Origin of the sequence: Algimonas porphyrae, assembly GCF_041429795.1 — a bacterium.
GTDB classification, from domain to species: Bacteria; Pseudomonadota; Alphaproteobacteria; order Caulobacterales; family Maricaulaceae; genus Litorimonas; species Litorimonas porphyrae.
The window spans coordinates 363060-386881 of the sequence record NZ_CP163424.1 but is presented as its reverse complement, the minus strand read 5'-3'; the positions used below and the strand labels follow the sequence as shown (position 1 = coordinate 386881).

Sequence of the window (23822 nt, the reverse complement as noted above, 5' to 3'; positions counted from 1 at the left end):
CCGCCCTTCGGGGCGGCTTTTTTCATGGCACATAAATGTTGGGCAGAGACCGGTCTTGCCGACGACCAACTGCTACTCTGCCAGTCGCGACGCAAACCAGTCGCGCGTCGGCTTGTCCGAGAGGCGTTCGATGGCGGCGAGCAGATCGGGCGTTGTCTTGATCTTCTCGATCATCATGACCCGCATCAGTACGCGAAACGCGTCACGTCCCAGACGCTCTTCCAAGTCGCGCAGCGCCAGCGGCGCGGCGCGGTAGCTGATCAGATAGGGTGGGCGGCCTGATGCATCCGGTGTCCAGATCGGCGGCAGATCCTGTCCGTCCAGACGCTCCGCATAATCGCCGAGATAGGCCGCATAGACGGCTTCGCCCATGGCATGGCGCACCCCCATCAGGGCGATATATTCCGCCACGCCTTCATTGATCCAGTTTTCGGCCCCGCCCGCATTGGCGTGGCTCCAGAAATGCGCCAGCTCGTGACAGATGAATTTCTGAAGATCCGTATCGGTTTCGTTTTCAATATCGGTCAGCGCGATCAGCGTTCCGCGCGAATAGCCGCCCTCGGCCCGGTCCGTCACAAGGATGGACGCTTTGGGAAGCGGCCCGGCCGATCCCGCCATATCGTTCAGATAGGTGGTGCAGATTTCCAGCGCCTGGGTCAGATCGTCGATCTTCGTCCCGGGCTCCCGGCGTGCATCATGGATGATGTAATCGTCCGAGGTGACGATCTGGGAATTGGACAGCAGCGAAAAGGCGATATCCAGGGCCGGATCGCGCTGGCGGATGCGAAAGCCCTGATCGACACGCTCGACCTGATCGACCCCGACGCCAGACCATTCGCCATCGATGCGCACGCCCAGATTGGCCGTCAGGTCACTGTCAAACCGCAGATCAAACGGAAACCAGAAACTGTCCACCGTCAGTTCGACCTTGTTGCTGTTCAACGTATTGATCGGAAAGGAGGGTTCCGGATCGAAGAGCGGGCCGGAATAGGCAAAGCGCACACGCCGGGGCCGGTCGCCGTCGACCGCACCCAGATCGACCTGATAGGCCCGGATCGCCCCATCGAAACGCGGATCGAGCGTAGTGGTCACGGACATTACATCCGCACCACTGACCGCAGCCGTTCCCAGCGCCGCACTGAGCCCGAAGGTGATCGTGTCGAGGTCGCTGTCCAGCACCTGTATCGTCCAACCCGCCGTCAGCTGTCCTGTTTCCGGCATGAACTGAATACTGCCCGTATAATCGAGATCGGCCCGGTCGGCGGCGTGCGCATCCGTCAGCGCGATGCCCATCAGACTACAGGAAAGACAGGCGGACAGAGCGAATGACGGCCGCACCAGTCTGCGGATTTTCTTCACATCCTGCCCCTTTCCTGCACCAATCCCGCGCCAATCCCGCGCCAATCCCTCCAGCTTCGATAGCGGCTCTCCGGAGCTTGGCAATTGTTTTCGGACGATCATGTCAATGCCGGCCTTTTCTGCGCTTCGATTCATTGACGGGCTTTGCCGACTTCGCCACGTTTGGGCCATGCCATCCCGGGACCCTCTTCTTCGCCCTGCCTTGCCCCGCGGGCGACCGGCCGACCGGCTGGCCGCCGGACTGGCCGCGCTGGGTCTAGTCGGATCGACCTTGGCGACGCTCTGGTTCTTTCTCGGTTTTTTCGAAACTGATCCGGCCTGGGCGCCGGCCAGTTCGGCCTTTTTGCTGTCCCTCGGTCTGGGTGCTTTTGCGATCATCCCCTGCGCCGTGACGATGCGCCTGTGCTGGACAGCGTGGCGGCACGGCTTTCAGCCCGCGCATGCGCTCTGGACCCTGTTCCTGATGGCGCCGTGGATCGGCTTGGCGGTCGTTGCCGGGCGGTCTGACTGGCTGCCGCTCTGGCTTTCTGCCGGTCCGTTGCTGATTGCCATCCCGCTCTGCCTCTGGGCGAGCGTGTCGCTATGGCTGGAACGGGTCAACCCGCCGACCGATAAGGGCTGATGGAATCGTGATGTCCTTGCGGGATGAAAGCACCATAAGAAAAGTTTATGTAAGGCTCAGCCTTCATTCAGGTGATGTGAGGCAGATACGCGCGCGAGACAAGGAGACCCGCCATGACGATCAACGCAACGCATAAATGGCTGCGTAAGGCCGGACTGTGTGCCGCCGTCGCCCTGATGACGGCCTGCGCCACGGCCACGCCCTATCAACCCGCCAGCGAGCCTGGTGCCTTTGACGGCTTTTCACAGCAGATGATCGAGGCCGATCGCGCCCGGATCAGCTTTGCCGGCAATTCCCTGACCAAACGCGATACGGTGGAAAACTACCTGCTCTACCGCGCGGCTGAAACCACGCTCGAGCGCGGCTATGACTGGTTCGAGCTGGTCGAACGCGATACGAAAGCCAAAACCCGGACCCGGGTTTCGCCCAGCGCCGGATCATTCTACGATCCCTATTTCGGCTACAGCTTCTATCGCCCACGCTTCGGCTGGTCGCGTGGCTATCGCTATTCGCATTTCCGGGGCTTCCGGCAACGGCGGGGTTTTGGCTTCCGCGGCTTCTATGATCCGTTCTACGATCCGTTCTTCAATGATTTCGATGTGCGTGAGATCACCAAATATCGCGCCACGGCCGAAGTGCGGTTCGGCAATGGTCCGCGCCCGGACGGTCGCAGCAATGCGTTCGACGCCCGTTCCGTGATCGAGAATATCGGCCCGACCGTGAAACTGCCCGAAGACCAGCGCTAGGGCCGGCCTGTCGGACAGTTCCCGGCGCCGGGCCCTGTCGTGGGACCTACTCGACTAGCAGTGCGGATGAGGGCGTCGAGCCCGTCATGATCAGCACATAATCGAAGCCGTGAATCGTCCGGGCCAAGGCGACCAGATCAGGATCGGTGGTGCGTGTCAGAACCGCACGCAACGGACGCAGATCGATCAGCGTGTATCCGCTGTCGAACGCGGCATCATAGAGCGGCCCCATGCCAGCACCGTAACCATCCTTCGGCGCGCCGTCCCGGAACGTCATCGCCGTAGGATCGAATACGGCGACAGATGAGCCCTGCCCCGGCAGCACAAAGAGGCTGACTGACGGGCGACCTTCAAGCGCGGCCAGTTCCGGCAAGGTCGTGCCGAGATCGAACACGCCGTTGGAATTCCGCCCGCGGACGAGATGCGACGCACCATATTTGGCGAAGACCCGCGGTTCGGGACTGCGCCCATCTGCTAGCTCCACCCGCCAGTGACGAAGAAAGTTCGCCACCAGATGATCTGCGCGCCGCTTGTTGGACGCAAAATTTTGGCCCGTCACGAACAGGCGATTGATTTCCAGCGTTTCTTCGATCTGATCGAGTATCCAGGCCGCATCCACGGATCGGTCGAGCCAGGCGGCCTCGACATCCCGGACCCGCTGCGGATCGCCGGAAAAACTGAACACGAATTGCGGGCTGCGTGTCTCTTCATATTTGGCCCAACCCGCATCGCTCTCAGCGCGCAAGGCGGACAGCGCTACAGCAGCCGCCTCAGGCTTGGGCATGGCTTCGAGCGCACGGAGCATCTGGCGATCGCCAAGCACTTCGTAGTCCGTCCCCCAGAGCACATCCGGGGCGTCGGCAAGATTGCCGCGCACAGTAGCCAGCATTTCGGCTTCTTCGGCCATGCCGAAAAACGCTGGCTGTCCGCCCGGCTCTGCGAACAGCTCTTTCAGCCCGTCTAAGCCGCCTTCGGCCAGAGCGTCATCCATTCGCGCCGCCATGAAGGGCGACACTTCGATCGCGAAGCGCGAATAGCCGCTCTCGCTCAGGTCCGTGAACAGTGCCGCAGCCAGTTGCGGGTTTTCGGCAATGCCGTGCTCTTCGCCGAGCAGGAAGAATTGCGACTGACGCCCTTCTGCAAGCAGCCGATCCCAACCATCGCCGGAAAAAATGTCGCCGGATTTCTCGATACGGTAGCGATTCGCTTTTGCCGCTTCCGTCACCCGGTCCGACAGGCTCGGCGGTGCAGGCTCCGTCGTCTGCGCGTGAGCGAGCATGGGCCACAGCAGCAGGCTGCTCATGAAAATGAGGGGCTTTATCATTGGCAATGTCATCCGCACAGTGCGGATCTCCTACAGCGTGCCCCGCCGTTCCAGTTCAACTGGTCCGGTCATGATGACATGATTATCGGCAGTTCGCCAGTCGATTTCGAGAACACCCCCATCGACGACGACACTGACTTTTCGACCCATGCGTTTCTGACGGTGGGCCGCAACGACGGCGGCACAGGCCCCGGTGCCGCAGGCCAGCGTCATGCCAACACCGCGTTCCCACACTTTCAGGCGCATCCGGTCCGGACCCTCGACCCGGGCAAACCCGACATTGGTCTGTTCCGGAAAGAGCGGATGAAATTCGACCATCGGTCCGGCCAGATGCGGTTTTACCGTGTCGAAATCATCGACGAAAAAGACGACATGCGGATTGCCCATACTCACCGCGCCAGGATTGCTCAGAACAGGCGCATCGATTGGGCCCAGCTTCACATCGACATGATGGGTATGCATCGGCTCCTTGAGCGGAATTTGCGACCAGTCCAGCTTGGGTTCGCCCATATCGACGGCGACAGACTGCGGCCCGGCGCGGGTGCAGGACAATAGCGCATCATTGGTCTGAACCACGGCCTCGTCATCGCCCGTTTCTTCCATGACCAGCCAGGCCGCGCAGCGCGTGGCGTTGCCGCACGCATCGACCTCGAAGCCTTTCTGGTTGCGGATTTCCATGAAGATATCGGCATCGGGCGATGTCGGCTTTCGCAGTATGATCAGCTGATCCGCGCCGAGCGGCCCCATGGCGGCGGAGCCCGGTTCGCTGATCCCCCGCACCTGTTCATCGCTCAGGGCGAAGTCCGGCAGATCCCGCGCATCGAAAATGGCAAACCGATTGCCTGCCCCGTTCATGATCAGAAAGTTCACAGCATGGCTCCGGCTTGCGCAAAGGCCCAGTCAAACGCCTTACTGGCGATCTCTGTCTGATTGGGACGCTCCCCCGTCATGGGTGAACCGTCCACAGGACTGCCCAGATCGGCATGCGCGAACACGGCCCCCGTTTCCGGGACGACCCAGAGGCCGCAATAGACGCCATAGGCTTCGCCGTGATGGCCGACCCATTGTCGGCCCGCCCCGGGGCGCGGACCATGCGGATAGATATAAACCCCTTCGCCGAAGGCGGTGAAATGCCCGGCTTCGTGACCGCGACCGTCAATACTTTCAGATTCCGAACCGCGTCCATCCGTCTCGCTCGCCTGCCAGTTCGGCGTCCAGAGAGCGGGCTGCTGCAGGACGATCTCTTGTCCGATCACGATCAGGTCGGACAGGCTGGCTCGCAGGCCGCCCTGCGGAGAGAACAACGTGCCGTTCGAGCCCGGCACATAGTCTTTCAGATCGAAGCCGCGATCGCGTAGTATGGCAGGCTCGGACGCGGCCAGCGTGTCAGGCCGATCGACCTGCACATCCCAGGCACCGGGTCGACCGCGCATGACGGGAAAGCCCGACGCCCGGCGTGCCGCACTGACACCGGACCAGTTGAACCCGATATCGAGCCCCAGCGGTTGCGCAATCCAGCGGGTGAATAATCGGTCGAACCGATCGCCCGTGGCGGCTTCCATGACCGTCGCAGCTATACCGTAATTCAGGTTGCTGTAGCGAAAGCCTGCCCCCGGCCGGACGCCCGGCTCCCAAATCTCATCCGTCAGCAGGGTGCGGATATTGCCCGGAGCCGCCATCCAGTAGACAGGCGGATCGATGATGCCGGATTGATGGCCGATCAGGCGACGCAGGGTGACCGGCTCCTGCAGAAACCCCGGATGGCGCAGGGGGTAATGGATGATGTCGCTGACATCGTCATCCGCATTCAGCTCTCCTGCGGTGTGAAGGCGGCGCATCAGCTCCCCAACCAGCAGTTTGGATACAGAAGCAATGCGGAATGGGGACGCTGCGGAAAAGACCCGCCCGCCGATCCGGCCCGACATGTCGGACAGCAGTGTTGGCGCCCCGTCACTGGCTGCAGGCACGCGGAGCACCCGGCCCCTGCCGGGTCTGTCGTCCATTTCCGGCACAGGCGCGGCGCGACTGACGCAGCCCACCCCTGTCAGGCCTAAGGTCACCGCACCGCTGGCCATTAATGTCTGTCGTCGTGTCAGCATTGTTCCGCTATATGGCCATAATCGGGTTTGCACAAAACCACTGATCCTGAGGGTTGTTTCGTATGCGTATCATTCTTTTTCTGCTCTGTCTGATGGTACCTCTATCGTCGCTGGCGCAGGACGCGCCTGCCGACACGGCCCCGATCACGGTCGCGTCCGGCCCGACCGACGCCCAGGTCGAGGCCCGGATCACGGATATTCTGGCGCGGCTAAGCGATACGCGTGAGGTCACGGTTGCGGTCGAAGGCAGTGTCGTCACGCTGGCTGGAGAAGCCGCCAATACGGAAGCGGCTGAACGCGCCGTCGGGATTGCAGAGCGCGTCGACGGCGTCGTCGCCGTTCAGGACGACATCGTCCGGACACTGGACGTGACTGATAATGTCACGCCGCTGGTCGACCGCTCAGCCGAACTGACGACGCAGTTCGTCCGCGCCCTGCCCCTGATCGCCGCCGCCTTGTTCGCCCTTGTCGCTATTTTCCTGCTGGGTCGCTTCCTGGCCAGCCGGACCGGCGTGATCAGACGCATGGCCGGCAATCCGTTTCTGGCCGAGCTGATCGCAACGGCCATTCGTATCGCTTTCGTGATGATCGGGATTATCGTCGCCTTGAACATATTGGGCGCGACGGCGCTGGTCGGGACGGTGCTAGGCGGGGCCGGGATCATCGGGATCGCGCTGGGCTTTGGCGTGCGCGACACGGTCGAGAATTATATCGCCTCGCTGCTGCTGTCGATCCGCCAGCCCTTCCGGGCGCAGGACCATGTCGTCATTGACGGGCAGGAAGGGATCGTCGTGCGACTGAATACGCGAGCGACCATTCTGATGACGCTGGACGGCAATCACCTGCGCATTCCCAATGCCAAGGTGTTCAAGGCTGACATCCTGAACTATACGACCAATCCGGAGCGGCGTTTCAAATTTCGGATCGGCGTGGACAGTGCGGACGATCCCGTTGCCGCCATTGCGGTCGGCGCAGAAATCATGGCCGATCTGGATTTCATTCTGGACGATCCGGGCCCGATGGGCACGATCGTCGAAATTGGCGACAGTTCGATTCTGATCGACTTTTTTGCTTGGATCGATCAGCGCGAAACGGGCTTCGGTACGGCACGCAGCCAGGCCATTCGCGATGTCAAAGCCGTCCTGGAAGAGCGTGGCTTCTCCCTGCCCGAACCGCTCTACCGCGTCCGCGTCGATGGCCCCGCCGCGCTGGGCAGTTCTTCCTCCGATGAGGCGTCCGATCACACGACGGAAACAAGGCCACGCGACGGAAAGGCGGCCAGGGCGCTGCACGCCGTTCTGAATACGGATGCCGACCTGACGATCGTCGAGCGCGTTGCAGAGGAACGTCAGGGCACCCAGCAGAACGACACGGGCACGGGCCCCGATCTGCTGAGCGATACCGCCCCGAAAGAGTGACGCGTCATGGCGCCCAAGATGACGCAGAGTTTATCCCGCGCCCGGTCCGTCGGCCCGCTTCTGCTTGCCAAAGTGACCCAACCCCTTAGAAGACGGCCCCACACAGGCCCGTAACGCGTATAAGACCTGACGGGCCGCCCAAAAGGAGACTTTCAATGAGCCCCCGTAACACGACCCGAAATTTTCTGACGGCGACCGCCATGGCCCTCGTGCTCGCGGCCTGTTCCAATGCTGACGAGGCAAGCGTGACCGAAACGACTGATACTGCCGCAACGGATATGGCGACGTCCGATATGTCATCGCCTGAAACGCCGTCGACCGACGCCGCAACCTATGTGCCTGTTGCTTACGAAACAGACGGTCAGCGCGATGCGGATCACCTTTGGCTCGAAGAGGTCGAAGGCGAAGCAGCGCTGGATCAGGTCAAGGCCTGGAACGAGGTGACGCTGAACGAACTGATGGCCGATCCGCGTTACGAGACGCTCTATAATGACGCGCTCTCCATTCTGCAGAGCAAGGACCGGATTCCTTACGTGTCCTATCGTGGCGGTGCGGCGCATAATTTCTGGCAGGACGAAACCAATGTCCGCGGTGTCTGGCGCAAGACGACGATGGACAGCTATCTGTCCGGCAATACGGCGTGGGAAACGGTGCTCGACTTTGACGCGCTCGCCGAGGCCGAAGACAAGAACTGGGTCTATAAGGGCAATAACTGCCTGTCGCCCGACTACACGCTCTGCATCATCAACCTGTCCGATGGCGGCAAGGACGCCGTCGTCCGCCGTGAATTCAACACGGAAACGGGGGAGTTTGTCGTCGACGGGTTCGTAACACCGGAATCCAAGGGCACGATGGACTGGGTCGATGAGAACACCATGGTGGTCGCCGTCGATTTCGGCGAAGGCACGATGACGGATAGTGGTTATCCCAGCACGGCCCGGATCTGGACGCGCGGCACGCCACTGGCCGAGTCGGTCGAAATCGGACGCGGCAACCAGACCGATGTCGGCTACTGGCCCGGTGTATTCGAGCTGTCCGATGGTCGGCGCGAAATCGTCGTCAGCCAGAGCGAGACCTTTTACGACACCAATTATTTCTGGTTCCCCCGCAATGCCGACGGCACGGTCGGCGATGCCGTCCCGTTCCCGATCCCCAGTAAGAGCAATCTCGGCGCCGAATTCAAGGGCCAGGTCATGCTGAGCCTCAATGAGGACTGGCGCGGCTTCAACTCCGGCGACCTGGTCAGCTTCGCCATTGACGACTTCATGGATGATGGCGAGATCGCGGATCTGAATCTGGTTTACAGCCCGGACGCGAAAAGCTCGCTCGGCGGTTATGGCGTGACCAAGGACAAGGTCCTGCTGGCCAAGACGACCGACGTCAAAGGCTCCGTTCTGGCATTTGACTGGGACGGCGAAACCTGGACGTCGGAACCGATCGCCTTGCCGGAAAACGGTGCGGCAGGCGTGGGGGCAACCAATCCGAAGGAAAGCATCGCTTTCCTGTCGGCCGAGGACTTCCTGACCCCGGATACGCTCTACACGATCGACACATCCGCCGACGCGCTGACGCCGGTCGCGGCCAAATCCCTGCCGGACTGGTTCGATGCATCGAACATGGTCAGCGAGCAGAAATTCGCGACATCAGCCGACGGCACCCAAGTGCCCTATTTCATTGTCCGGTCGAAAGACACGGCGATGAATGGTGAGAATCCGACCCTGCTTTATGGTTATGGCGGGTTCGAGATTTCACTGAATCCAAGCTATTCCGCCACGCGCGGCAAGCTGTGGCTGGAAAATGGCGGCGTCTATGTGCTCGCCAACATCCGGGGCGGCGGCGAATATGGTCCGAACTGGCACCAGGCCGGCCTGAAAACCGAGCGTCAGCGTATCTATGACGACTTCATCGCGGTGGCCGAAGATCTGATCGAAACCGGTGTTACCAGCCCGGATCACCTCGGCATCGAAGGCGGGTCCAACGGCGGGCTGCTGACGGGCGTGATGACAACCCAGCGTCCGGATCTATTCAACGCCGCCATCATCGCCGTGCCTCTGCTCGATATGCAGCGCTTCCACAAGCTGCTGGCGGGCGCATCCTGGATGGGCGAATATGGCAATCCGGATGATGCGGTCGAAGGGGCCTTCCTGCGCCAGATCAGCCCCTATCATAATATCCGCGAGGATGAGGACTACCCGGAAGTTTTCCTGATCACCTCGACCAAGGATGACCGCGTTCATCCAGGGCATGCCCGCAAATTCGCCATGCGCATGCAGGACCAGGGTCACGATTTCCATTACTATGAGAATATCGACGGCGGTCACTCAGCCGCGGCCAATCTAAAGGAAACAGCCAAACGTCTGGCCCTGCAGCATGTCTATCTGCTGCAGAAGCTGGCCGACGACGCCAGCTAGTTCCTGCAACATCATAGAATAGCGAAAGCGCCCCTGCGGGGGCGCTTTTTTCTGGTCAGTCCAGCCCTTCGACTGTGCCTAACGGGGCGCGGTCATAGGCAATTGTCCAGAGCGTTTTCGGCGCATCGCCGCTGACATCCTGCGTGCGTTGTTCCCAGCTGTCGGGACCGGTGATGACCCAGGCGCTGGCAATCGTCATGCTGCGGCCATCGGCCATTTCGTAGACCTCGTCCGGTGCCTTGAACCCGTCATCGACGGGAATGAGCGTGCCTTCGCTCTTACCGCCAGCGGTATCGAAATAGATATAGACGATCCGGCCCTCTTCCGCGTCCCAGCTGAAGATAGTCTCCCCGCCATAAGGGCCGCGCGCGCCATCGACAAAATGGCGGTCGCGGACGAAATGGCCTTTATTCATTGCGCGCAGGCAGTGCCGGTCCGTACTCTGGCCATCGCTGAAAACACCGTCCCAGCAGGAACCGACGAAAAACGCCATCGCATCCATGACAGGGGTCTGGTCTACCGTTGTCGCAAGGACTTCCGGTGGCGAGGATGGGTTGGCTGTGGCGCAGGCGGCAAGGGCCGACACGCCAATGCTTGCCATGATTGTCCTGATCATTCGTGTCATTATCTGTCTCCTAACCGATGGTTCCGAAAGCCAGGCCGAAAATCGCGAACAGGCCGATCATATAGCCACCATTGATGAGCGACAGGCGCAAGGGGCGACCTTCGAACAGGTCGCTGACCCAGTAACTGCCTGCCGCCCAGGCAAATCCTGCCGACAGCGCTGCGCCCATGGCGAAACCGAAGGACGGGTTCGGGCCCAGAAACGCGCCGAAAATCACGGCGGACAGCAAAAGCAGGATGAAAGCGCCGCCATAAGCTACACCGGGATTGGGCGGCGAAGTTTCATTATAAGTCGACAGGCGTTGCCATGTTTTGCCGAACAATATGGGTGAATACCATAGACCCCCCAGAATGAAGGCCCCGACAGTCGCAGCCGCGGCCGCGATAAGCGTAGATGTGTCCATGAAACAGTCTCCCTCATATGGACCGACACCAGAGGGTCTTCGGGACCGTCCCGAAGCTTTGATCCTGATAGCGTCTTCGCGGCGATCCCTACGCCTGCGCTGGGCCGCTTGATTGGAAGAATGTTACCTGCGCCGCATTTCCGCCCCACATTTCTGCCCCACATTTCCGTACAGTCATTGCCAGATCGCGCCGCCTAATCGAACAGGATCGATTCCCCGTCACTGGACCGGGCCGCGATGAAACGAAGCGGCGACTCGCCTGAGAAGGCTCTGAAGTCGTTAATGAAATGCGATTGGTCGGAAAAACCGAGATCCAGAGCCACATCTGCAAAATCCAGTCCCTTGGCATGCTCCAGCGCGCTCATGGCCCGACGGAAACGCTGCAACCGCGAAAAACCTTTCGGTGTCATTCCCGTGGCGTTGCCGACCAGAGTCGACAGATGTTTGCGACTGACCGACAGCTCGTCACACAGATCGCCGACCCTGATCTGTCCCCCGGTTGCGATCGTCGCGCCCACCGCCCAGAGCGCGGAAAACGGCATGGGCCGGATCGACCGCATGCGACAGCCGCGCAGAAAACCGCAGATGATGTCGAAACGGGCCGCGGTCTGCTTCGCCTCTCCGATCCGGTGCCAGATCGACTGCGCGGCCCCGCCGAACAGATCGTCAGCCGGGATGACCGTGTTGCGCAGCTCCCGCGGGTCGAGCCCGAATAATCGTCTGGCGGCGACCGGGGTCAGCGACACGCCAACCAGATGAGTGCCGTGAATCTCCGCGCGATAAGCCGGGCCGACATGGATCGGGCGGTCGAACAGACCGGACAGCCAGGCGCGGGTGAAGATCTGCGGATGATCCATCGACCCGTCCGGATAGAGCGCCTGCGGCCCGGCCAGATTGAAGATCAGATCGAGATGACCGCGCGGGACCATGCGCTCATAGCTGTTTCCGACGAAGCCTTTCGATTCCCACAGGCTGACGACGTCCCCGACCAGATCGATCGGGGCATCCCCGTCCGAGACGGTCCAGTTTCCGAATGGGGATGGAAAATGGTGCGTGCGGATGGACCCAGGCCGGTCCCGGAACGAAGGCGGGTCGATCACGATCCGGTCGCTATCATTTTCGCTGCCGCAAGTCGAACCCGAACAATATGGGCGTCACGCTTGGATCACAGCCGTGTGACGAGGCGAGAGCGATGTGTGTTTTGCTTATGAACCGATTGGTCCATAATAGGGTGGCACGGCTTCGTTGAGAGCCATCACATAAGACTTGAAAAGAGATCATCATGAATAATTTTCTGAAATCCACGGTCATTGCGACCGCCATCGCTCTAGGGACGACCAGCGCAATCCTCACCACACCAGCCTTTGCCATTGACGAAGTCAGCATCGCCGGATCGACTGCGGACGCGCCGAACCTGGCGGTTCAGGGTTATGATGTCGTCTCCTACCGCTCCGGCGACGCACCGGTCGTCGGTGCGGCGACTTACAGCGCCCAGTTCGAAGGGGCGACCTACCGCTTTGCCAGCCAGGCCAATCTGGACACGTTCAATGCCGACCCAGCCCGGTTCGTGCCCGTCTATGGCGGTTTCTGTGCCTATGGTGTGGCCAAGGGCAAGAAGTTCGACGCGGATCCACTCGCCTATACAGTCGTCAATGACCGCCTTTATCTGAACCTGAACAAGAAGATTCAGAAGAAATGGCTGAAAAAGCGCGATAAATATATCGATCAGGCCGAAGGCAACTGGGCCGATATCGAGCATGTCGCCATCGGCGATCTGTAGCGCCTGCCCCAGCTTTATTCGCGGGCGCATTCCGCCCTTTAGAGACCCGTCTGCTCCGGCAGGCGGGTTTTTCCTGCACCGGACGCAGCCAACAGGCAACAAAGCGCTTAACCCGCCGCGCAACCCTCGCTATGGGCGGCCATTATGGCGGCTTACAATCCATCTGCGACAGAACCGAAATGGCAGGCCCGCTGGGAAGCGGACGACGTCTTCACGGCGGATAATGCCAGTCTGAAACCGAAATTCTACGCGCTCGAAATGTTCCCCTACCCGTCCGGGCGCATCCATATGGGTCATGTCCGCAATTACGCCATGGGCGATGTGGTGGCGCGCTACAAACGGGCGCAGGGCTTCGAGGTGCTGCACCCGATGGGCTGGGACGCGTTCGGCATGCCGGCGGAAAATGCCGCGATCGAGACGGGCGGCCATCCCAAGGACTGGACCTACGCCAACATCGAACAGATGCGCGCGCCAATGAAACGGCTCGGCTTCGCACTCGACTGGTCGCGTGAATTCGCGACCTGCGATGTGGACTATTATACCGAGCAGCAGCGTATCTTTCTGAAGTTCTGGGAACGGGGCCTCGTCTATTCCAAGACCGCCAAGGTGAACTGGGACCCGGTCGACATGACGGTCCTCGCCAATGAGCAGGTGATCGACGGCAAGGGCTGGCGTTCCGGCGCAACGGTCGAACAGCGCGACATGGAACAGTGGTTCTACAAGATCACGGAATATTCGGAGGAATTGCTGGGCGGTTTGGACACGCTCGACCGCTGGCCGGACAAGGTCCGGCTGATGCAGCGAAACTGGATCGGCAAGTCGGAAGGGCTGTCGATGCGGTTCGAGTGGAGTGAAACTGATCCTGAACCAACCCCTTTGGTAAGCACTGCTCAGTTAATTTCTTTCGAAGTGTGCCGGGATGGTATCGAAATTTATACGACTCGACCCGACACCCTTTTCGGCGCTTCATTTCTTGCTCTCTCACCTGATCATCCAATTGCTAAAAAACTGGCGCGAACGAACCCTGATTTACAAGATTTTCGCACCGAGTGCGCCAAGATCGGCACGTCGGAAGAGGACATCGCCAAAGCGCCCAAGCTGGGCTTCGACACAGGCCTGCGCGTGCAACACCCCTTCACCGACGAAACACTTCCCGTCTGGATCGCGAACTTCGTGCTGATGAGATACGGCACGGGCGCTGTGTTCGGACAACCTGCGCATGACCAGCGCGATCTGGACTTTGCCCGCAAATATGGTCTGCCCGTCACACCCGTCATCCTGCCAGACGGCGAGGATGCGAAAGACTTTACCATCGAAGACGACGCCTATGTCGGCGAAGGTACGCTTTACAATTCAGACTTCCTGAACGGCCTGTCAAAGGACGAGGCGATTGCAGCGGCCATCGCCAAGATCGACGAGATGGGCCTCGGTGAAGGCACGACGCAATACCGCCTGCGTGACTGGGGTGTGAGCCGTCAGCGCTATTGGGGGTGTCCGATCCCGGTCATTCACTGCCCAGAATGCGGCGCCGTACCCGTGCCGGAAGATCAGCTGCCGGTCGAGCTCCCCTATGACATCGAGTTCGACAGTCCGGGCAACCCGCTCGATCGTCACCCGACATTCAAACATGTCAGCTGCCCGAAATGCGGCGCGGACGCAGAACGGGAGACCGACACGCTCGACACGTTCGGCGACTCGTCCTGGTATTTCGCCAAATTCGCCGGGAAGGACGGCCAGCCCTTCGACAAGGCGGCGGCGAGCGCCTGGCTGCCCGTGGACCAATATGTCGGCGGGGTGGAACATGCCGTGCTGCACCTGCTCTATTCGCGTTTCTTCACGCGGGGCCTGCGCGATTGCGGTCTGCTCGACCTGCCAAGCGGAGAGCCGTTTGCGGGCCTGTTCACGCAAGGCATGGTCACGCACGCCGTCTATACGGACGAAGACGGTGAATATGTCGTGCCCGCGGAGGTCATTGAAGACGGCAATATGCTGATCCGCATGGACACGAAGAAGGTCGTGACCCGGGGCGACGTCATCAAGATGTCCAAGTCGAAGAAGAACACGGTCGACCCGAACGATATCATCGAAACCTATGGCGCGGATGTGGCGCGCTGGTTCGTTCTGTCTGATTCCCCGCCCGAGCGTGACGTGGAATGGAGCGAAGACGGGGTGCGTGGGGCCTGGAACTTTCAGAAGAAAGTCTGGCGCATCGTGGAAACGACCGATGTGCCCGACCATTCGCCCATGGCCGCCGATCCGGACGCGACGGGCGGCGCGCTGACCTTGCGCCGTGCGGCGCATAAGGCGCTGGAGAAGATCACTGCGGGGATCGAGGCCTTCCGCTTCAACACGTCGGTCGCTCAAATCTACGAACTCACCAATGCCCTGTCCAAATATAAGGCGCAGGACGCGGTACGAATGGAAGCGCTCGGCATTCTGATCCGGTCGATCGCGCCCTTCATGCCGCACCTGGCTGAGGAATGCTGGGCCGGGCTCGGCGGGGACGGGCTGTGCGCCACGGCCCCTTGGCCGCAGGTCGATCCGGCCATGCTGGTCGAGGATAGCGTGACCCTGCCTGTTCAGGTCAATGGCAAGCGGCGGGCGGAGATTACGGTCGCCATGGACATGCCGAAAGCCGAGATCGAAGCGTGTGCCCTGTCCGAGCCGAATGTCGCCAAGATAATCGACGGTCAGACGGTACGAAAGATCATTGTCGTTCCGGGCCGGATCGTGAATATAGTGGCATCATGATCCGCACTATTCTCACTCTCCTGGCGATGACCGCCGCCCTGCTTCTGAGCGGCTGTGGCTTCAAGCCGGTCCATGCCACATCGGCAGGACAGACAAGCTTCAACGATATTCGACTGGTGGTCGAAGAAGGCGATGACGAGATCGATCGTCAGGCCGGGTTTCAGATCCGGCAACGATTGCGCGACCGGGTCGGGACCAGCACCCAAGCCAGCTACATACTGACGGTCCGGCCCAGCTCGACCCGCATCCCGCTCGGTCTGACCGGGCTTGACCGGGCCAGCCGCTTCGACAGCAACCTCTATGCCTATTGGAAGTTGACGGAAGCGGACAAGACCGAAATCCTGGCGTCAGGAACGGTCAATAGCGCGACGACCTTCGCCGCCGATGATGACCCGTACCGCCTGAATGCAACAGATAATGCCGCCCGCGAACGTGTGGCCCGCGATGTCGCGGACAAGCTACTGGTCGATCTGGCGCTCTATTTCGCCGATAATTCTGCCCCCTGACGCCGCCATGCCCGGGCCCATTCCCACAGAGGTTTCCTCAGAGACTGTGCGATGAAGGTAACGGGCGCACGCCAGAACCGGTTTTTGACCGAACCGCCACACGATCTCGTCGGCGCGCTGCTGTTCGGGCCGGACCGCGGACTGGTCAAGGCCCGGGCCGCGGCCCTGATTCAGACCCTGGCGCCGGATGTCGATCCGGCTTTCGGCGCGACCGTGCTGACTTCCGATGACCTGATCACCGATCCGGCCCGCCTGATGGATGAGATGAGCGCGATGAGCCTGTTGGGCGGGACGCGGCTCGTCCGTTTGCGACTGGATCATGAGCGTTCCGGCGCGGCGATCGGCAAGATCATCAAACAGATCGATGCCGATCCGTCCCGCGTCGAAGCCAAGCTGGTCATCGAGGCGGGAGATCTGTCGACACGGTCTGCGATCCGCAAGGCCGCCGAAGCGGCGAAACATCTGGCCGCGCTGGGCTGTTATCCGCTGGGGACCCGCGCGCGGCGTGATCAGGTGCGCGACCAGCTGCAGGAGATCGGTATCGCCGTCATGCCCAATGCGCTCGATCTGTGGGTTCCGCTACTGGAAGGCGATCACGCGCTGGCAGCGGCCGAGGTCGAGAAGATGGCGCTCTATAAGGGCTATGGCCGCGTCCCGGATGCGACTGTCACACCCGACGATGTGCGCACACTCGCCGCGGGCGCGCAGGGCTCCGCTATCGATCCGATCATTCAGGACGCATTTTCAGGCCGCATCGACAGCCTGGATGCGCGCTTCCGACGCGCGGTCGAGGCCAAGACCAGTCCAATCGCGATCCACTTCGCTCTGCAGCGCCATCTCCTGCGTCTGTGCGAGGCGGCGAGTCGAATGGAGACGGGCGATAGCGCCCTGGCTGCCACGCGCGCGCTTCGCCCGCCCATATTCCGCATGCAGGAAGATGCGTTCGTCGCCACGCTGAACCGCTGGAACAGTCGGGCTCTGCGCTCAGCGCTGAGCCAGTGTCAGACCGTCGAACGCCAGCTGAAAAGCACGGGCGCACCGGCGGAAGCCCTGACCGAACGGCTCCTGTTCGGCCTCGCCAATTTTGCAGCGCGACGCCGCGCCGCCTGATTTTCTACAAGGATTACCCCCCTCATGGACGTCATTGCCGATTACTGGGCCCAGGCGCAGGAGCAGTTCCCCTTTCTGCTAAGCATAGGCGGCAACATACTGGCTGCAGCACTGATCTTCGTGCTCGGCCTGATTGTTGGGCGCAGCCTGTCAAAGCGCATGCGCCGCTCGCGCTTTGGGGGCAGCCATCTCGATGCGACCCTTCGACCGGTTCTGGCCAGTCTGGTCTTCTATGTGATTCTGGCGATGACGCTCTATGCCGTGCTGATCAAGCTCGGCGTGCCGCCAGCCGCCCTCGTCGCCGTCTTCGGTGCCGCGGGTCTGGCGATCGGTCTGGCGCTGCGCGACACGTTGTCCAATATCGCCGCCGGGGTCATGCTGCTGATCCTGAGGCCGCTCAAGGTCGGCGATTTTGTCGATATCGGGCAAAGCACGCTGGGTACGGTCGAGGAAATCGGGCTTTTCACCTCCACCATCCGCAATGTCGAGAATGTCGCCGTCTATCTGCCAAACAGCCTGGTCTGGGGCAATCGCGTGCAGAATTTCGGTCGCCATGTGAATCGCAAGGCCATCGTCGACATCGGGGTCGGCTATGACACGGATCTGAAGGCGGCGCGTCAGCTTCTGCTTGACCTGATCGGCGCCCATCCAGGCGTGATACCTTTCGATGAAAGCGGGACCGGCGCGCCGACGCCGCCGGAAGTCTATGTGATGGGCTTTGGCGACAGTGCGATCAACCTGTCCTGCCGTTGCTGGCTGCCCGGCGATCAATGGCTACAGCGCATGACCGATTTGCGGGTCGCGATCAAATCAGCGCTGGATGATGCAGGCGTGGAAATTCCCTTCCCGCAGCGCGTCGTCCACATGGCCAAAACGCCTGAATAAGTGCGTCTGAAGACATGAATCGTCAGCGCTCGGCGATGCGCATTTATCCGCGCTCATCTTCGTCCGCACTCAGACAAGCGCGGAAGGCCGCGCCTTTGCCTCTCATCCCGACGACGGGGTCATAACGCAGAGGCTGATCGGTGACGAGCAGGTCCAGCGCCCGTGCGGCTTTGGGCAGCTCTGCGGCATTTTTCTGCCATTGCGCGCCGAACACATAATGACGGGCTGCGACCGCTTTATCGTCACCGTCACGCCAGCGTCCGCCGATCCAGACCCCTTGTCGGGCATTGGCCGTGATCCGTTTGCGCGCGCGCGGCAGCGACAGTAGAAATTCACCGGCAAAGGGGCGCAATGCCTCCGCTTCATCATCCGTCGTCGCAATCAGGATCACCTGATCGGTCATGTCGCGATCGCGGATCATCTGCACCACGGTCGCCATGTCAGCAGAGCTTTTGAAATCCACCTCCAGATAGATGCGGTCTTTGGCTCGATCGAGCATGTCGGCCAGAGTCGGAACCGGTTCTGCCGTAATCACACCCTTCATGTCTTTCAGTCGGAGCCGTGCAAAGGCATCCGGCTCCGTCGCCACGACCGGTCCCGTCGATGAGACGTGATCGTCCCACACACCGTCATGGAAGATGATCGGCGTCCCGTCGCGAATGGCGGCAATATCGATCTCCGCCATCAGGACGCCCGCCGCGATCATCGCCTCCAGGGCGCTGATCGAATTTTCCGGCAGTCTCAGGGAGCTGTCCGTGCCCCGATGCGCGGCCACCAGCGCCGCTTCTTTCGGCAGGCACTCAAACACAGTGCGGATCGGCGGCAGGGGCTCCCCGGCGGGAAAGGCGTTGGGCGGCGTCGGACCCGCGCTGGAACAACCCGTCAGAAAGACTGGCAGACAGGCTGACAGGAAGGCTACGCCCGACAGGGACAGAGATCGCATATAGGCAGTCATCACCGTCGCCTATAAGAGTGTCGCCATGACTGTCAAAACACAGATTGCTGACGGACCGGGCGATACGATTTTCGCTCTCTCGACCGCATCGGGCCGTGCCGGTGTCGCCGTCATGCGGCTGTCCGGGCCGCAAGCCCGGTCCGTTGCGGCGTCACTGACCGACGATCGTCCCCTGGCCGCGCGAAAAGCGGTCCTGCGTACATTGCGCCATAAGGGCGAACGTATCGATGAGGCGCTCGTGCTGCTGTTTCCCGCGCCGCACAGCTTTACGGGGGAAACCGTCGTCGAGCTGCAATGTCACGGATCGCAGGCCGTGATCGAAGCCGTCTCCACCGCTCTACTGCAGCACGGTCTGCGGCAGGCCCGTCCCGGAGAGTTTACCCGGCGCGCGGTCGAAAATGGCCGCATGGATATGACCGAAGCCGAAGGGCTGATCGACCTGATCGACGCGCAGACGGATGGCCAACGCCGGCAGGCGCTACGGCAGATGGATGGCCGGCTGAAAGGTCTCTATGAAGACTGGCGAAGCGGCTTGCTTGACGCGCTGGCCCAGGTTGAAGGCGAGATCGATTTTGCCGATGAGGGTGACGTTCCGGACGCGCTCTCGCACGCCGCTCGCCCTCATCTGGACCGCGTGATCGTCGGTATGGAAGCCGCTCTGATACAGGCGGATCGCGGACGCGCCGTCAGAACCGGGATCGAGATCGCCATTATCGGCGCGCCCAATGCCGGAAAATCGACCCTGCTCAATCAGATCGTCGGGCGCGATGTCGCCATTACCTCACCACACGCCGGAACGACCCGCGATATTGTCGAGGCGCATATGGTCATCGCCGGGCTGCCCGTCACATTCTCGGACACGGCCGGTCTGCGCGACACGACGGACGCAATCGAGGCCGAAGGCGTTCGGCGCGCGCGCGCGCGCGCCGAACAGGCGCATTTGCGCATCCTGCTGCAACGCGAACCGGCTATCGACACACACCTGCAGGATGGTGACATTGTGCTGAAGAACGTCGAAGGGCCTGTAAAAAAAAATGAAATCAATGCGTTAACAGGAAATGGGTTGGACGATCTCATGGACCGACTGACGATGATCGTCTCCACCCGCTTTACCGGAACCGAATCCGCCAGCCTGACACGGGCGCGCCATGTCGATTGCGCCAGACGCGCGCTGACGGCCACGCAATCGGCTCGGACCCATCTCGGGGTCGCACCCGAACTGGTCAGCGAGGACATCCGCGCCGCCCTGCGCGCCATTGACGAATTGGCCGGGCGCGCCGACATCGAAGAGGTGTTCGACCGGATCTTCAGCCAGTTCTGCGTCGGCAAATAGCGCGCCTGAGCCATGCTGCAGCGTGACAGGTGACGACGACGCCCCTCTGCCTTATAGGCCGCCGCATGAAATCTTACGATGTCATCGTTATCGGAGGCGGACATGCGGGCTGTGATGCAGCCAGCGCGGCTGCGCGTCTGGGTGCGAACACGCTGCTGTTGACGCATAAGGCGGCCACGATCGGAGAAATGAGCTGCAATCCGGCGATTGGTGGGCTCGGCAAAGGCCATCTGGTGCGCGAGATCGACGCGCTGGGCGGTGTAATGGGCCGGGTCGCGGATGCGTCCGGTATCCAGTTCCGCCTGCTGAACCGGTCTAAAGGCCCCGCCGTTCGCGGCCCGCGCACGCAAAGCGACCGCTGGCTCTACCGCAATGCGATGCAGGCCGAAATGGCCGCGCAGGCGCAACTCGATATTGTTGAAGGCGCAGTGCGCGATCTGATCGTTGACACCGGACGATTGTCCGGCATCGTGACGGAGGACGGCCGGGAGTTTCTGGCCGACCGGGTCGTTCTGACAACCGGGACGTTTCTCAAGGGCGTGATCCACATTGGGGACGAGCGAACGCCGGCTGGACGCTGGGGCGAACCCCCCGCGGACAGCCTGTCGGCGCGCCTCTATGCGATGGGCCTGTCCATGGGACGCTTGAAGACCGGCACGCCGGCGCGTCTGTCCAAGGCGTCAATCGATTGGGGCGCACTCGAGCTGCAACAGGCCGACGCGGTCCCTGTTCCGTTCAGCTTTCTGACCGACCGCATAACTGTGCCGCAGATTGCCTGTGCGATCACGCATACCAATGCTGATACCCACGCTGTAATCGCTGATAACATAACGAAATCAGCAATTTATAGCGGTTCTATCTCAGGGCGCGGGCCGCGATATTGTCCCGCTATCGAAGATAAGGTGGTCCGGTTTGCAGACCGTGACCGACACCAGATTTTCCTCGAACCCGAAGGTCTGCCGGGCCATCCGGATGGCGACACGGTATATCCGAACGGGATCAGCTCCTCTTTGCCGATCGATGTGCAGGACGCCTTTCTGCGAACCATACGTGGCCTCGAACAGGTCGACGTCAAACGCTACGGCTATGCGATCGAATATGATTATGTCGATCCGCGAGAGCTGCGCGCCACGCTAGAGACGCGCGCCCTGCCCGGGCTTTATCTGGCGGGCCAGATCAACGGAACGACCGGCTATGAGGAAGCGGCTGCGCAGGGCCTGATGGCGGGCGCGAATGCGGCTCTGGCGTCGCAAGGACGCGAGCCCTTCATTCTGGACCGGAGCCAGGCCTATATCGGCGTCATGATTGACGATCTCATCACCAAAGGCGTCAGTGAACCCTACCGCATGTTTACCAGTCGCGCCGAATATCGACTGCATCTTCGGGCCGACAATGCCGATATGCGACTGACGCCGCTGGCGATCGATCTGGGCTTCACCTCAAACGATCGCGCTGACATGTTTCACGTGAAACAATCAGAATTCGACGTGACGAAAACGCTCATTGCCTCCCTCACCCGAACGCCGAATGCTCTTAAGGAAGCTGGCTTTACGATCAATCAGGACGGTCAGGCCCGGAGCGTTCAGGATCTTCTGGCCTATCCCGACATCTCCATGGCCGATCTTCTGCCTGTCTTCCCGGAACTCCAGTCGCTTTCGCCCCGGGCACAGGACTTTGCCGAAATCCATGCGACCTACGCCGGATATCTGGAACGCCAGCAGCGCGACATCGATGCGTTCCGCCGTGATGAAGGGCTGAGGCTTCCCGATACGCTGGACTATGCGCAGATTGGCAGCCTCTCCAATGAAGTCCGGGAAAAGCTCGAAACAGCACGCCCCGCAACCTTGGGCCAGGCCGCACGCCTGGAAGGGGTCACGCCCGGCGCGTTGATGGCTGTTCTGGCGCATATGCGCAAACGCCCCGCCGCCTGACCATGACGAACGCAACATCTTTCGCCAACAGGGCGCCGATCCATCCAGCCAGCCTGGCGGATTATCAGCGCTGGGAGCAATTGTTGCGCAAGTGGAATGCGCGAATCAATCTGGTCGCGCCGGACTCTCTGGATCATTTCTGGAATCGCCATGCGTTGGACTCTGCTCAAATCCTGCCTTTGGTAACAGAACGGGACCGTACCATCGTCGATTTCGGTTCAGGCGCAGGCTTTCCGGCTCTTGCCCTTGCGATCGACGCGAAACACCAGAATGCCGATCGCCATATTCATATGATCGAATCGGTCGGCAAAAAAGCCAGTTTTCTGAAGAGTGTTTCACGTGAAACAGCGCTTCCCGCCACGATCCATGCCGCCCGGATCGAAGCCCTTCCATCCTTGCAAGCCGATCTGATCACTGCACGGGCTTTCGCGCCACTTGGCCGCATCTTACCTCTGGCCATGCATCATCTTGGCCCGGATGGGCGCATTTTGCTGCTGAAAGGCGCAAATGTTGCGCACGAAATCAAGGATGCGCAGCTGGACTGGTCATTCGACACGAAATTGCAGCCCAGCATGACGGAGGGCGGCGGCCAGATTCTTCTCATCAATGAGCTTAAGCCGCGCTGATTGTTTCACGTGAAACAGTCTCAGGCCGCGCATATTCTGTGCGAAACTCAGGTCACCTGATGGACTTGCGTCACGAAATGGCGGCATAGACGCCGAAATAGCGAATTTTCAGCGACGTGATGCGTTGCTGAGCGGCATCCAGGGATATTGACGTGATACCCAAACGAACTATGGCCGTGGTCAACCAGAAGGGCGGGGTCGGAAAGACGACGACGGCCATCAACCTTGCGGCCGCGCTGGCCGAGCATGAACAACGCGTTCTGCTCATCGATATGGACCCGCAAGGTAATGCTTCGACCGGCTTGGGCGTGCGGCGGGATGATCGTGAGCAGTCAACCTATCATGTGCTGACGGACGGCTTGTCGATCGACGATGCTGTGCGCCCGACGCGGGTTCGTGGGCTGTATATTCTGCCCAGTCACCCCGATCTGGCGGCGGCTGAGCTTGAAATCGGAACGGCTGACGGTCGGACGCGGCGGCTGAGCGATGCCATGGAGGCCGCGACGGCAGGTTTCGACTATGTGCTGATCGACTGTCCGCCCTCGCTCAACCTGCTGACACTCAACGCCCTGACTGCCGCGCGCTCCATCATCGTGCCGCTGCAATGCGAGTTTTTCGCCCTCGAAGGTCTGTCGCAATTACTGAAAACCGTCGAAATGGCGAAGGCCGGGATCAATCCGAAACTCGCCATCGATGGCGTGGTGTTGACCATGTATGACAAGCGTAACCGCCTCTCGGCTCAGGTCGCCGACGATGTTCGCCGTCATCTTGGACGTGCTGTGTTCGAGACCGTGATTCCCCGCAATGTGCGGATTGCCGAAGCGCCCAGCTTTGCCGAGCCCGTGACGACCTACGACTCCGCCAGCCAGGGCGCCAAAGCCTATCGCCGGCTGGCCCGTGAAATCCTGCGCAAACATGCTCAGCGCAAGAAGTAAAAT

21 protein-coding genes are annotated in these 23822 nt (G+C 61.1%); 13 read left to right on the top strand and 8 right to left on the bottom strand.

Annotation, left to right across the window (positions count from 1 at the left end; translation table 11 throughout):
* Positions 1-72: 72 nt before the first annotated feature.
* Complete coding sequence (locus AB6B39_RS01950; protein ID WP_284371301.1) at positions 73-1461, bottom strand: hypothetical protein; 1389 nt, start codon at positions 1459-1461, stop codon at positions 73-75.
* A gap of 67 nt (positions 1462-1528) precedes the next feature.
* On the opposite strand from AB6B39_RS01950, the gene AB6B39_RS01945 reads away from it, so the two are divergent.
* Together AB6B39_RS01945 and AB6B39_RS01940 are read left to right on the top strand one after the other, a co-directional pair.
* Entirely contained in the window at positions 1529-1981 is a 453-nt protein-coding gene (locus AB6B39_RS01945) for a hypothetical protein (protein ID WP_284371299.1), read from the top strand.
* Positions 1982-2094: 113 nt separating this feature from the next.
* A complete protein-coding gene (locus AB6B39_RS01940) occupies positions 2095-2727 on the top strand; it encodes a CC0125/CC1285 family lipoprotein (RefSeq protein ID WP_284371296.1) in 633 nt (210 codons plus the stop codon).
* A gap of 46 nt (positions 2728-2773) precedes the next feature.
* On the opposite strand, the gene AB6B39_RS01935 is transcribed toward AB6B39_RS01940, so the two are convergent.
* Genes AB6B39_RS01935 through AB6B39_RS01925 form a run of 3 tightly spaced genes read right to left on the bottom strand, consistent with a single transcriptional unit; the run spans position 2774 to position 6150 of the window.
* Entirely contained in the window at positions 2774-4030 is a 1257-nt protein-coding gene (locus AB6B39_RS01935) for a hypothetical protein (RefSeq protein ID WP_371398681.1), read from the bottom strand.
* 51 nt (positions 4031-4081) lie between these two features.
* Positions 4082-4921: a diaminopimelate epimerase gene (dapF, locus tag AB6B39_RS01930; RefSeq protein WP_284371292.1), complete on the bottom strand. Its 840-nt coding sequence runs from the start codon at positions 4919-4921 to the stop codon at positions 4082-4084.
* Positions 4918-6150, bottom strand: a complete 1233-nt coding sequence (locus AB6B39_RS01925; protein ID WP_284371290.1) for a serine hydrolase domain-containing protein — start codon at positions 6148-6150, stop codon at positions 4918-4920. Before AB6B39_RS01925 ends, dapF begins: the two co-directional genes overlap by 4 nt.
* 62 nt (positions 6151-6212) lie before the next feature.
* Here AB6B39_RS01925 and AB6B39_RS01920 point away from each other — a divergent pair, with 62 nt between their 5' ends.
* A complete protein-coding gene (locus tag AB6B39_RS01920; RefSeq protein WP_284371288.1) occupies positions 6213-7568 on the top strand; it encodes a mechanosensitive ion channel family protein in 1356 nt (451 codons plus the stop codon).
* Positions 7569-7723: 155 nt separating this feature from the next.
* Positions 7724-9979, top strand: coding sequence for a prolyl oligopeptidase family serine peptidase (locus AB6B39_RS01915; RefSeq protein WP_284371286.1), 2256 nt, complete (start codon positions 7724-7726; stop codon positions 9977-9979).
* 55 nt (positions 9980-10034) lie between these two features.
* On the opposite strand, the gene AB6B39_RS01910 is transcribed toward AB6B39_RS01915, so the two are convergent.
* The 3 genes from AB6B39_RS01910 to AB6B39_RS01900 form a co-directional block, all read right to left on the bottom strand.
* Positions 10035-10604: a hypothetical protein gene (locus AB6B39_RS01910; RefSeq protein WP_284371284.1), complete on the bottom strand. Its 570-nt coding sequence runs from the start codon at positions 10602-10604 to the stop codon at positions 10035-10037.
* Between the two features lie 10 nt (positions 10605-10614).
* The gene (locus AB6B39_RS01905; RefSeq protein WP_284371283.1) at positions 10615-11007 is read right to left on the bottom strand and encodes a DUF1761 domain-containing protein; all 393 of its coding nucleotides are present in this window, start codon (positions 11005-11007) and stop codon (positions 10615-10617) included.
* Between the two features lie 194 nt (positions 11008-11201).
* Positions 11202-12107: an AraC family transcriptional regulator gene (locus AB6B39_RS01900; RefSeq protein WP_284371282.1), complete on the bottom strand. Its 906-nt coding sequence runs from the start codon at positions 12105-12107 to the stop codon at positions 11202-11204.
* Between the two features lie 182 nt (positions 12108-12289).
* Here AB6B39_RS01900 and AB6B39_RS01895 point away from each other — a divergent pair, with 182 nt between their 5' ends.
* The 5 genes from AB6B39_RS01895 (at position 12290) to AB6B39_RS01875 (ending at position 18039) form a co-directional block, all read left to right on the top strand.
* Positions 12290-12787: a YHS domain-containing (seleno)protein gene (locus tag AB6B39_RS01895; protein WP_284371280.1), complete on the top strand. Its 498-nt coding sequence runs from the start codon at positions 12290-12292 to the stop codon at positions 12785-12787.
* Positions 12788-12931: 144 nt separating this feature from the next.
* Positions 12932-15538, top strand: coding sequence for a leucine--tRNA ligase (leuS, locus tag AB6B39_RS01890; RefSeq protein WP_284371278.1), 2607 nt, complete (start codon positions 12932-12934; stop codon positions 15536-15538).
* Entirely contained in the window at positions 15535-16044 is a 510-nt protein-coding gene (locus AB6B39_RS01885) for a hypothetical protein (RefSeq protein WP_284371277.1), read from the top strand. The genes leuS and AB6B39_RS01885 overlap by 4 nt, the downstream gene beginning before the upstream one ends.
* 84 nt (positions 16045-16128) lie before the next feature.
* Positions 16129-17154 (top strand): DNA polymerase III subunit delta, encoded by a 1026-nt coding sequence (gene holA, locus AB6B39_RS01880; RefSeq protein ID WP_371398680.1) that lies wholly within the window; start codon positions 16129-16131, stop codon positions 17152-17154.
* Between the two features lie 24 nt (positions 17155-17178).
* Entirely contained in the window at positions 17179-18039 is an 861-nt protein-coding gene (locus tag AB6B39_RS01875; protein WP_284371275.1) for a mechanosensitive ion channel family protein, read from the top strand.
* 43 nt (positions 18040-18082) lie between these two features.
* On the opposite strand, the gene AB6B39_RS01870 is transcribed toward AB6B39_RS01875, so the two are convergent.
* Positions 18083-18994: a glycerophosphodiester phosphodiesterase family protein gene (locus AB6B39_RS01870; protein WP_284371274.1), complete on the bottom strand. Its 912-nt coding sequence runs from the start codon at positions 18992-18994 to the stop codon at positions 18083-18085.
* Between the two features lie 25 nt (positions 18995-19019).
* Between AB6B39_RS01870 and mnmE the strand changes: the two genes are divergently transcribed.
* The 4 genes from mnmE (at position 19020) to AB6B39_RS01850 (ending at position 23819) form a co-directional block, all read left to right on the top strand.
* Positions 19020-20327 carry a tRNA uridine-5-carboxymethylaminomethyl(34) synthesis GTPase MnmE gene (mnmE, locus tag AB6B39_RS01865; protein WP_284371273.1) on the top strand — a complete coding sequence of 436 codons (1308 nt, stop codon included), beginning with the start codon at positions 19020-19022 and terminating at the stop codon, positions 20325-20327.
* A gap of 65 nt (positions 20328-20392) precedes the next feature.
* Complete coding sequence (gene mnmG, locus AB6B39_RS01860) at positions 20393-22258, top strand: tRNA uridine-5-carboxymethylaminomethyl(34) synthesis enzyme MnmG (protein ID WP_284371272.1); 1866 nt, start codon at positions 20393-20395, stop codon at positions 22256-22258.
* Between the two features lie 2 nt (positions 22259-22260).
* Positions 22261-22884 carry a 16S rRNA (guanine(527)-N(7))-methyltransferase RsmG gene (gene rsmG, locus AB6B39_RS01855; protein WP_284371271.1) on the top strand — a complete coding sequence of 208 codons (624 nt, stop codon included), beginning with the start codon at positions 22261-22263 and terminating at the stop codon, positions 22882-22884.
* Positions 22885-23036: 152 nt separating this feature from the next.
* The gene (locus AB6B39_RS01850; protein WP_284371270.1) at positions 23037-23819 is read left to right on the top strand and encodes a ParA family protein; all 783 of its coding nucleotides are present in this window, start codon (positions 23037-23039) and stop codon (positions 23817-23819) included.
* Positions 23820-23822 lie beyond the last annotated feature (3 nt).

Excerpts from the sequence above, each read along its gene's own strand:
- AB6B39_RS01950 (WP_284371301.1), bottom strand. The coding sequence starts at position 1,461 with ATGATCGTCCGAAAACAATTGCCAAGCTCCGGAGAGCCGCTATCGAAG.
- AB6B39_RS01875 (WP_284371275.1), top strand. The coding sequence starts at position 17,179 with ATGGACGTCATTGCCGATTACTGGGCCCAGGCGCAGGAGCAGTTCCCC.
- AB6B39_RS01945 (WP_284371299.1), top strand. The coding sequence starts at position 1,529 with ATGCCATCCCGGGACCCTCTTCTTCGCCCTGCCTTGCCCCGCGGGCGA.
- rsmG (WP_284371271.1), top strand. The coding sequence starts at position 22,261 with ATGACGAACGCAACATCTTTCGCCAACAGGGCGCCGATCCATCCAGCC.
- AB6B39_RS01940 (WP_284371296.1), top strand. The coding sequence starts at position 2,095 with ATGACGATCAACGCAACGCATAAATGGCTGCGTAAGGCCGGACTGTGT.
- AB6B39_RS01935 (WP_371398681.1), bottom strand. The coding sequence starts at position 4,030 with ATGAGCAGCCTGCTGCTGTGGCCCATGCTCGCTCACGCGCAGACGACG.
- AB6B39_RS01915 (WP_284371286.1), top strand. The coding sequence starts at position 7,724 with ATGAGCCCCCGTAACACGACCCGAAATTTTCTGACGGCGACCGCCATG.
- mnmG (WP_284371272.1), top strand. The coding sequence starts at position 20,393 with ATGAAATCTTACGATGTCATCGTTATCGGAGGCGGACATGCGGGCTGT.
- AB6B39_RS01925 (WP_284371290.1), bottom strand. The coding sequence starts at position 6,150 with ATGCTGACACGACGACAGACATTAATGGCCAGCGGTGCGGTGACCTTA.
- AB6B39_RS01910 (WP_284371284.1), bottom strand. The coding sequence starts at position 10,604 with ATGACACGAATGATCAGGACAATCATGGCAAGCATTGGCGTGTCGGCC.
- AB6B39_RS01870 (WP_284371274.1), bottom strand. The coding sequence starts at position 18,994 with ATGACTGCCTATATGCGATCTCTGTCCCTGTCGGGCGTAGCCTTCCTG.
- mnmE (WP_284371273.1), top strand. The coding sequence starts at position 19,020 with ATGACTGTCAAAACACAGATTGCTGACGGACCGGGCGATACGATTTTC.
- leuS (WP_284371278.1), top strand. The coding sequence starts at position 12,932 with ATGGCGGCTTACAATCCATCTGCGACAGAACCGAAATGGCAGGCCCGC.
- AB6B39_RS01885 (WP_284371277.1), top strand. The coding sequence starts at position 15,535 with ATGATCCGCACTATTCTCACTCTCCTGGCGATGACCGCCGCCCTGCTT.
- AB6B39_RS01905 (WP_284371283.1), bottom strand. The coding sequence starts at position 11,007 with ATGGACACATCTACGCTTATCGCGGCCGCGGCTGCGACTGTCGGGGCC.
- AB6B39_RS01920 (WP_284371288.1), top strand. The coding sequence starts at position 6,213 with ATGCGTATCATTCTTTTTCTGCTCTGTCTGATGGTACCTCTATCGTCG.
- AB6B39_RS01895 (WP_284371280.1), top strand. The coding sequence starts at position 12,290 with ATGAATAATTTTCTGAAATCCACGGTCATTGCGACCGCCATCGCTCTA.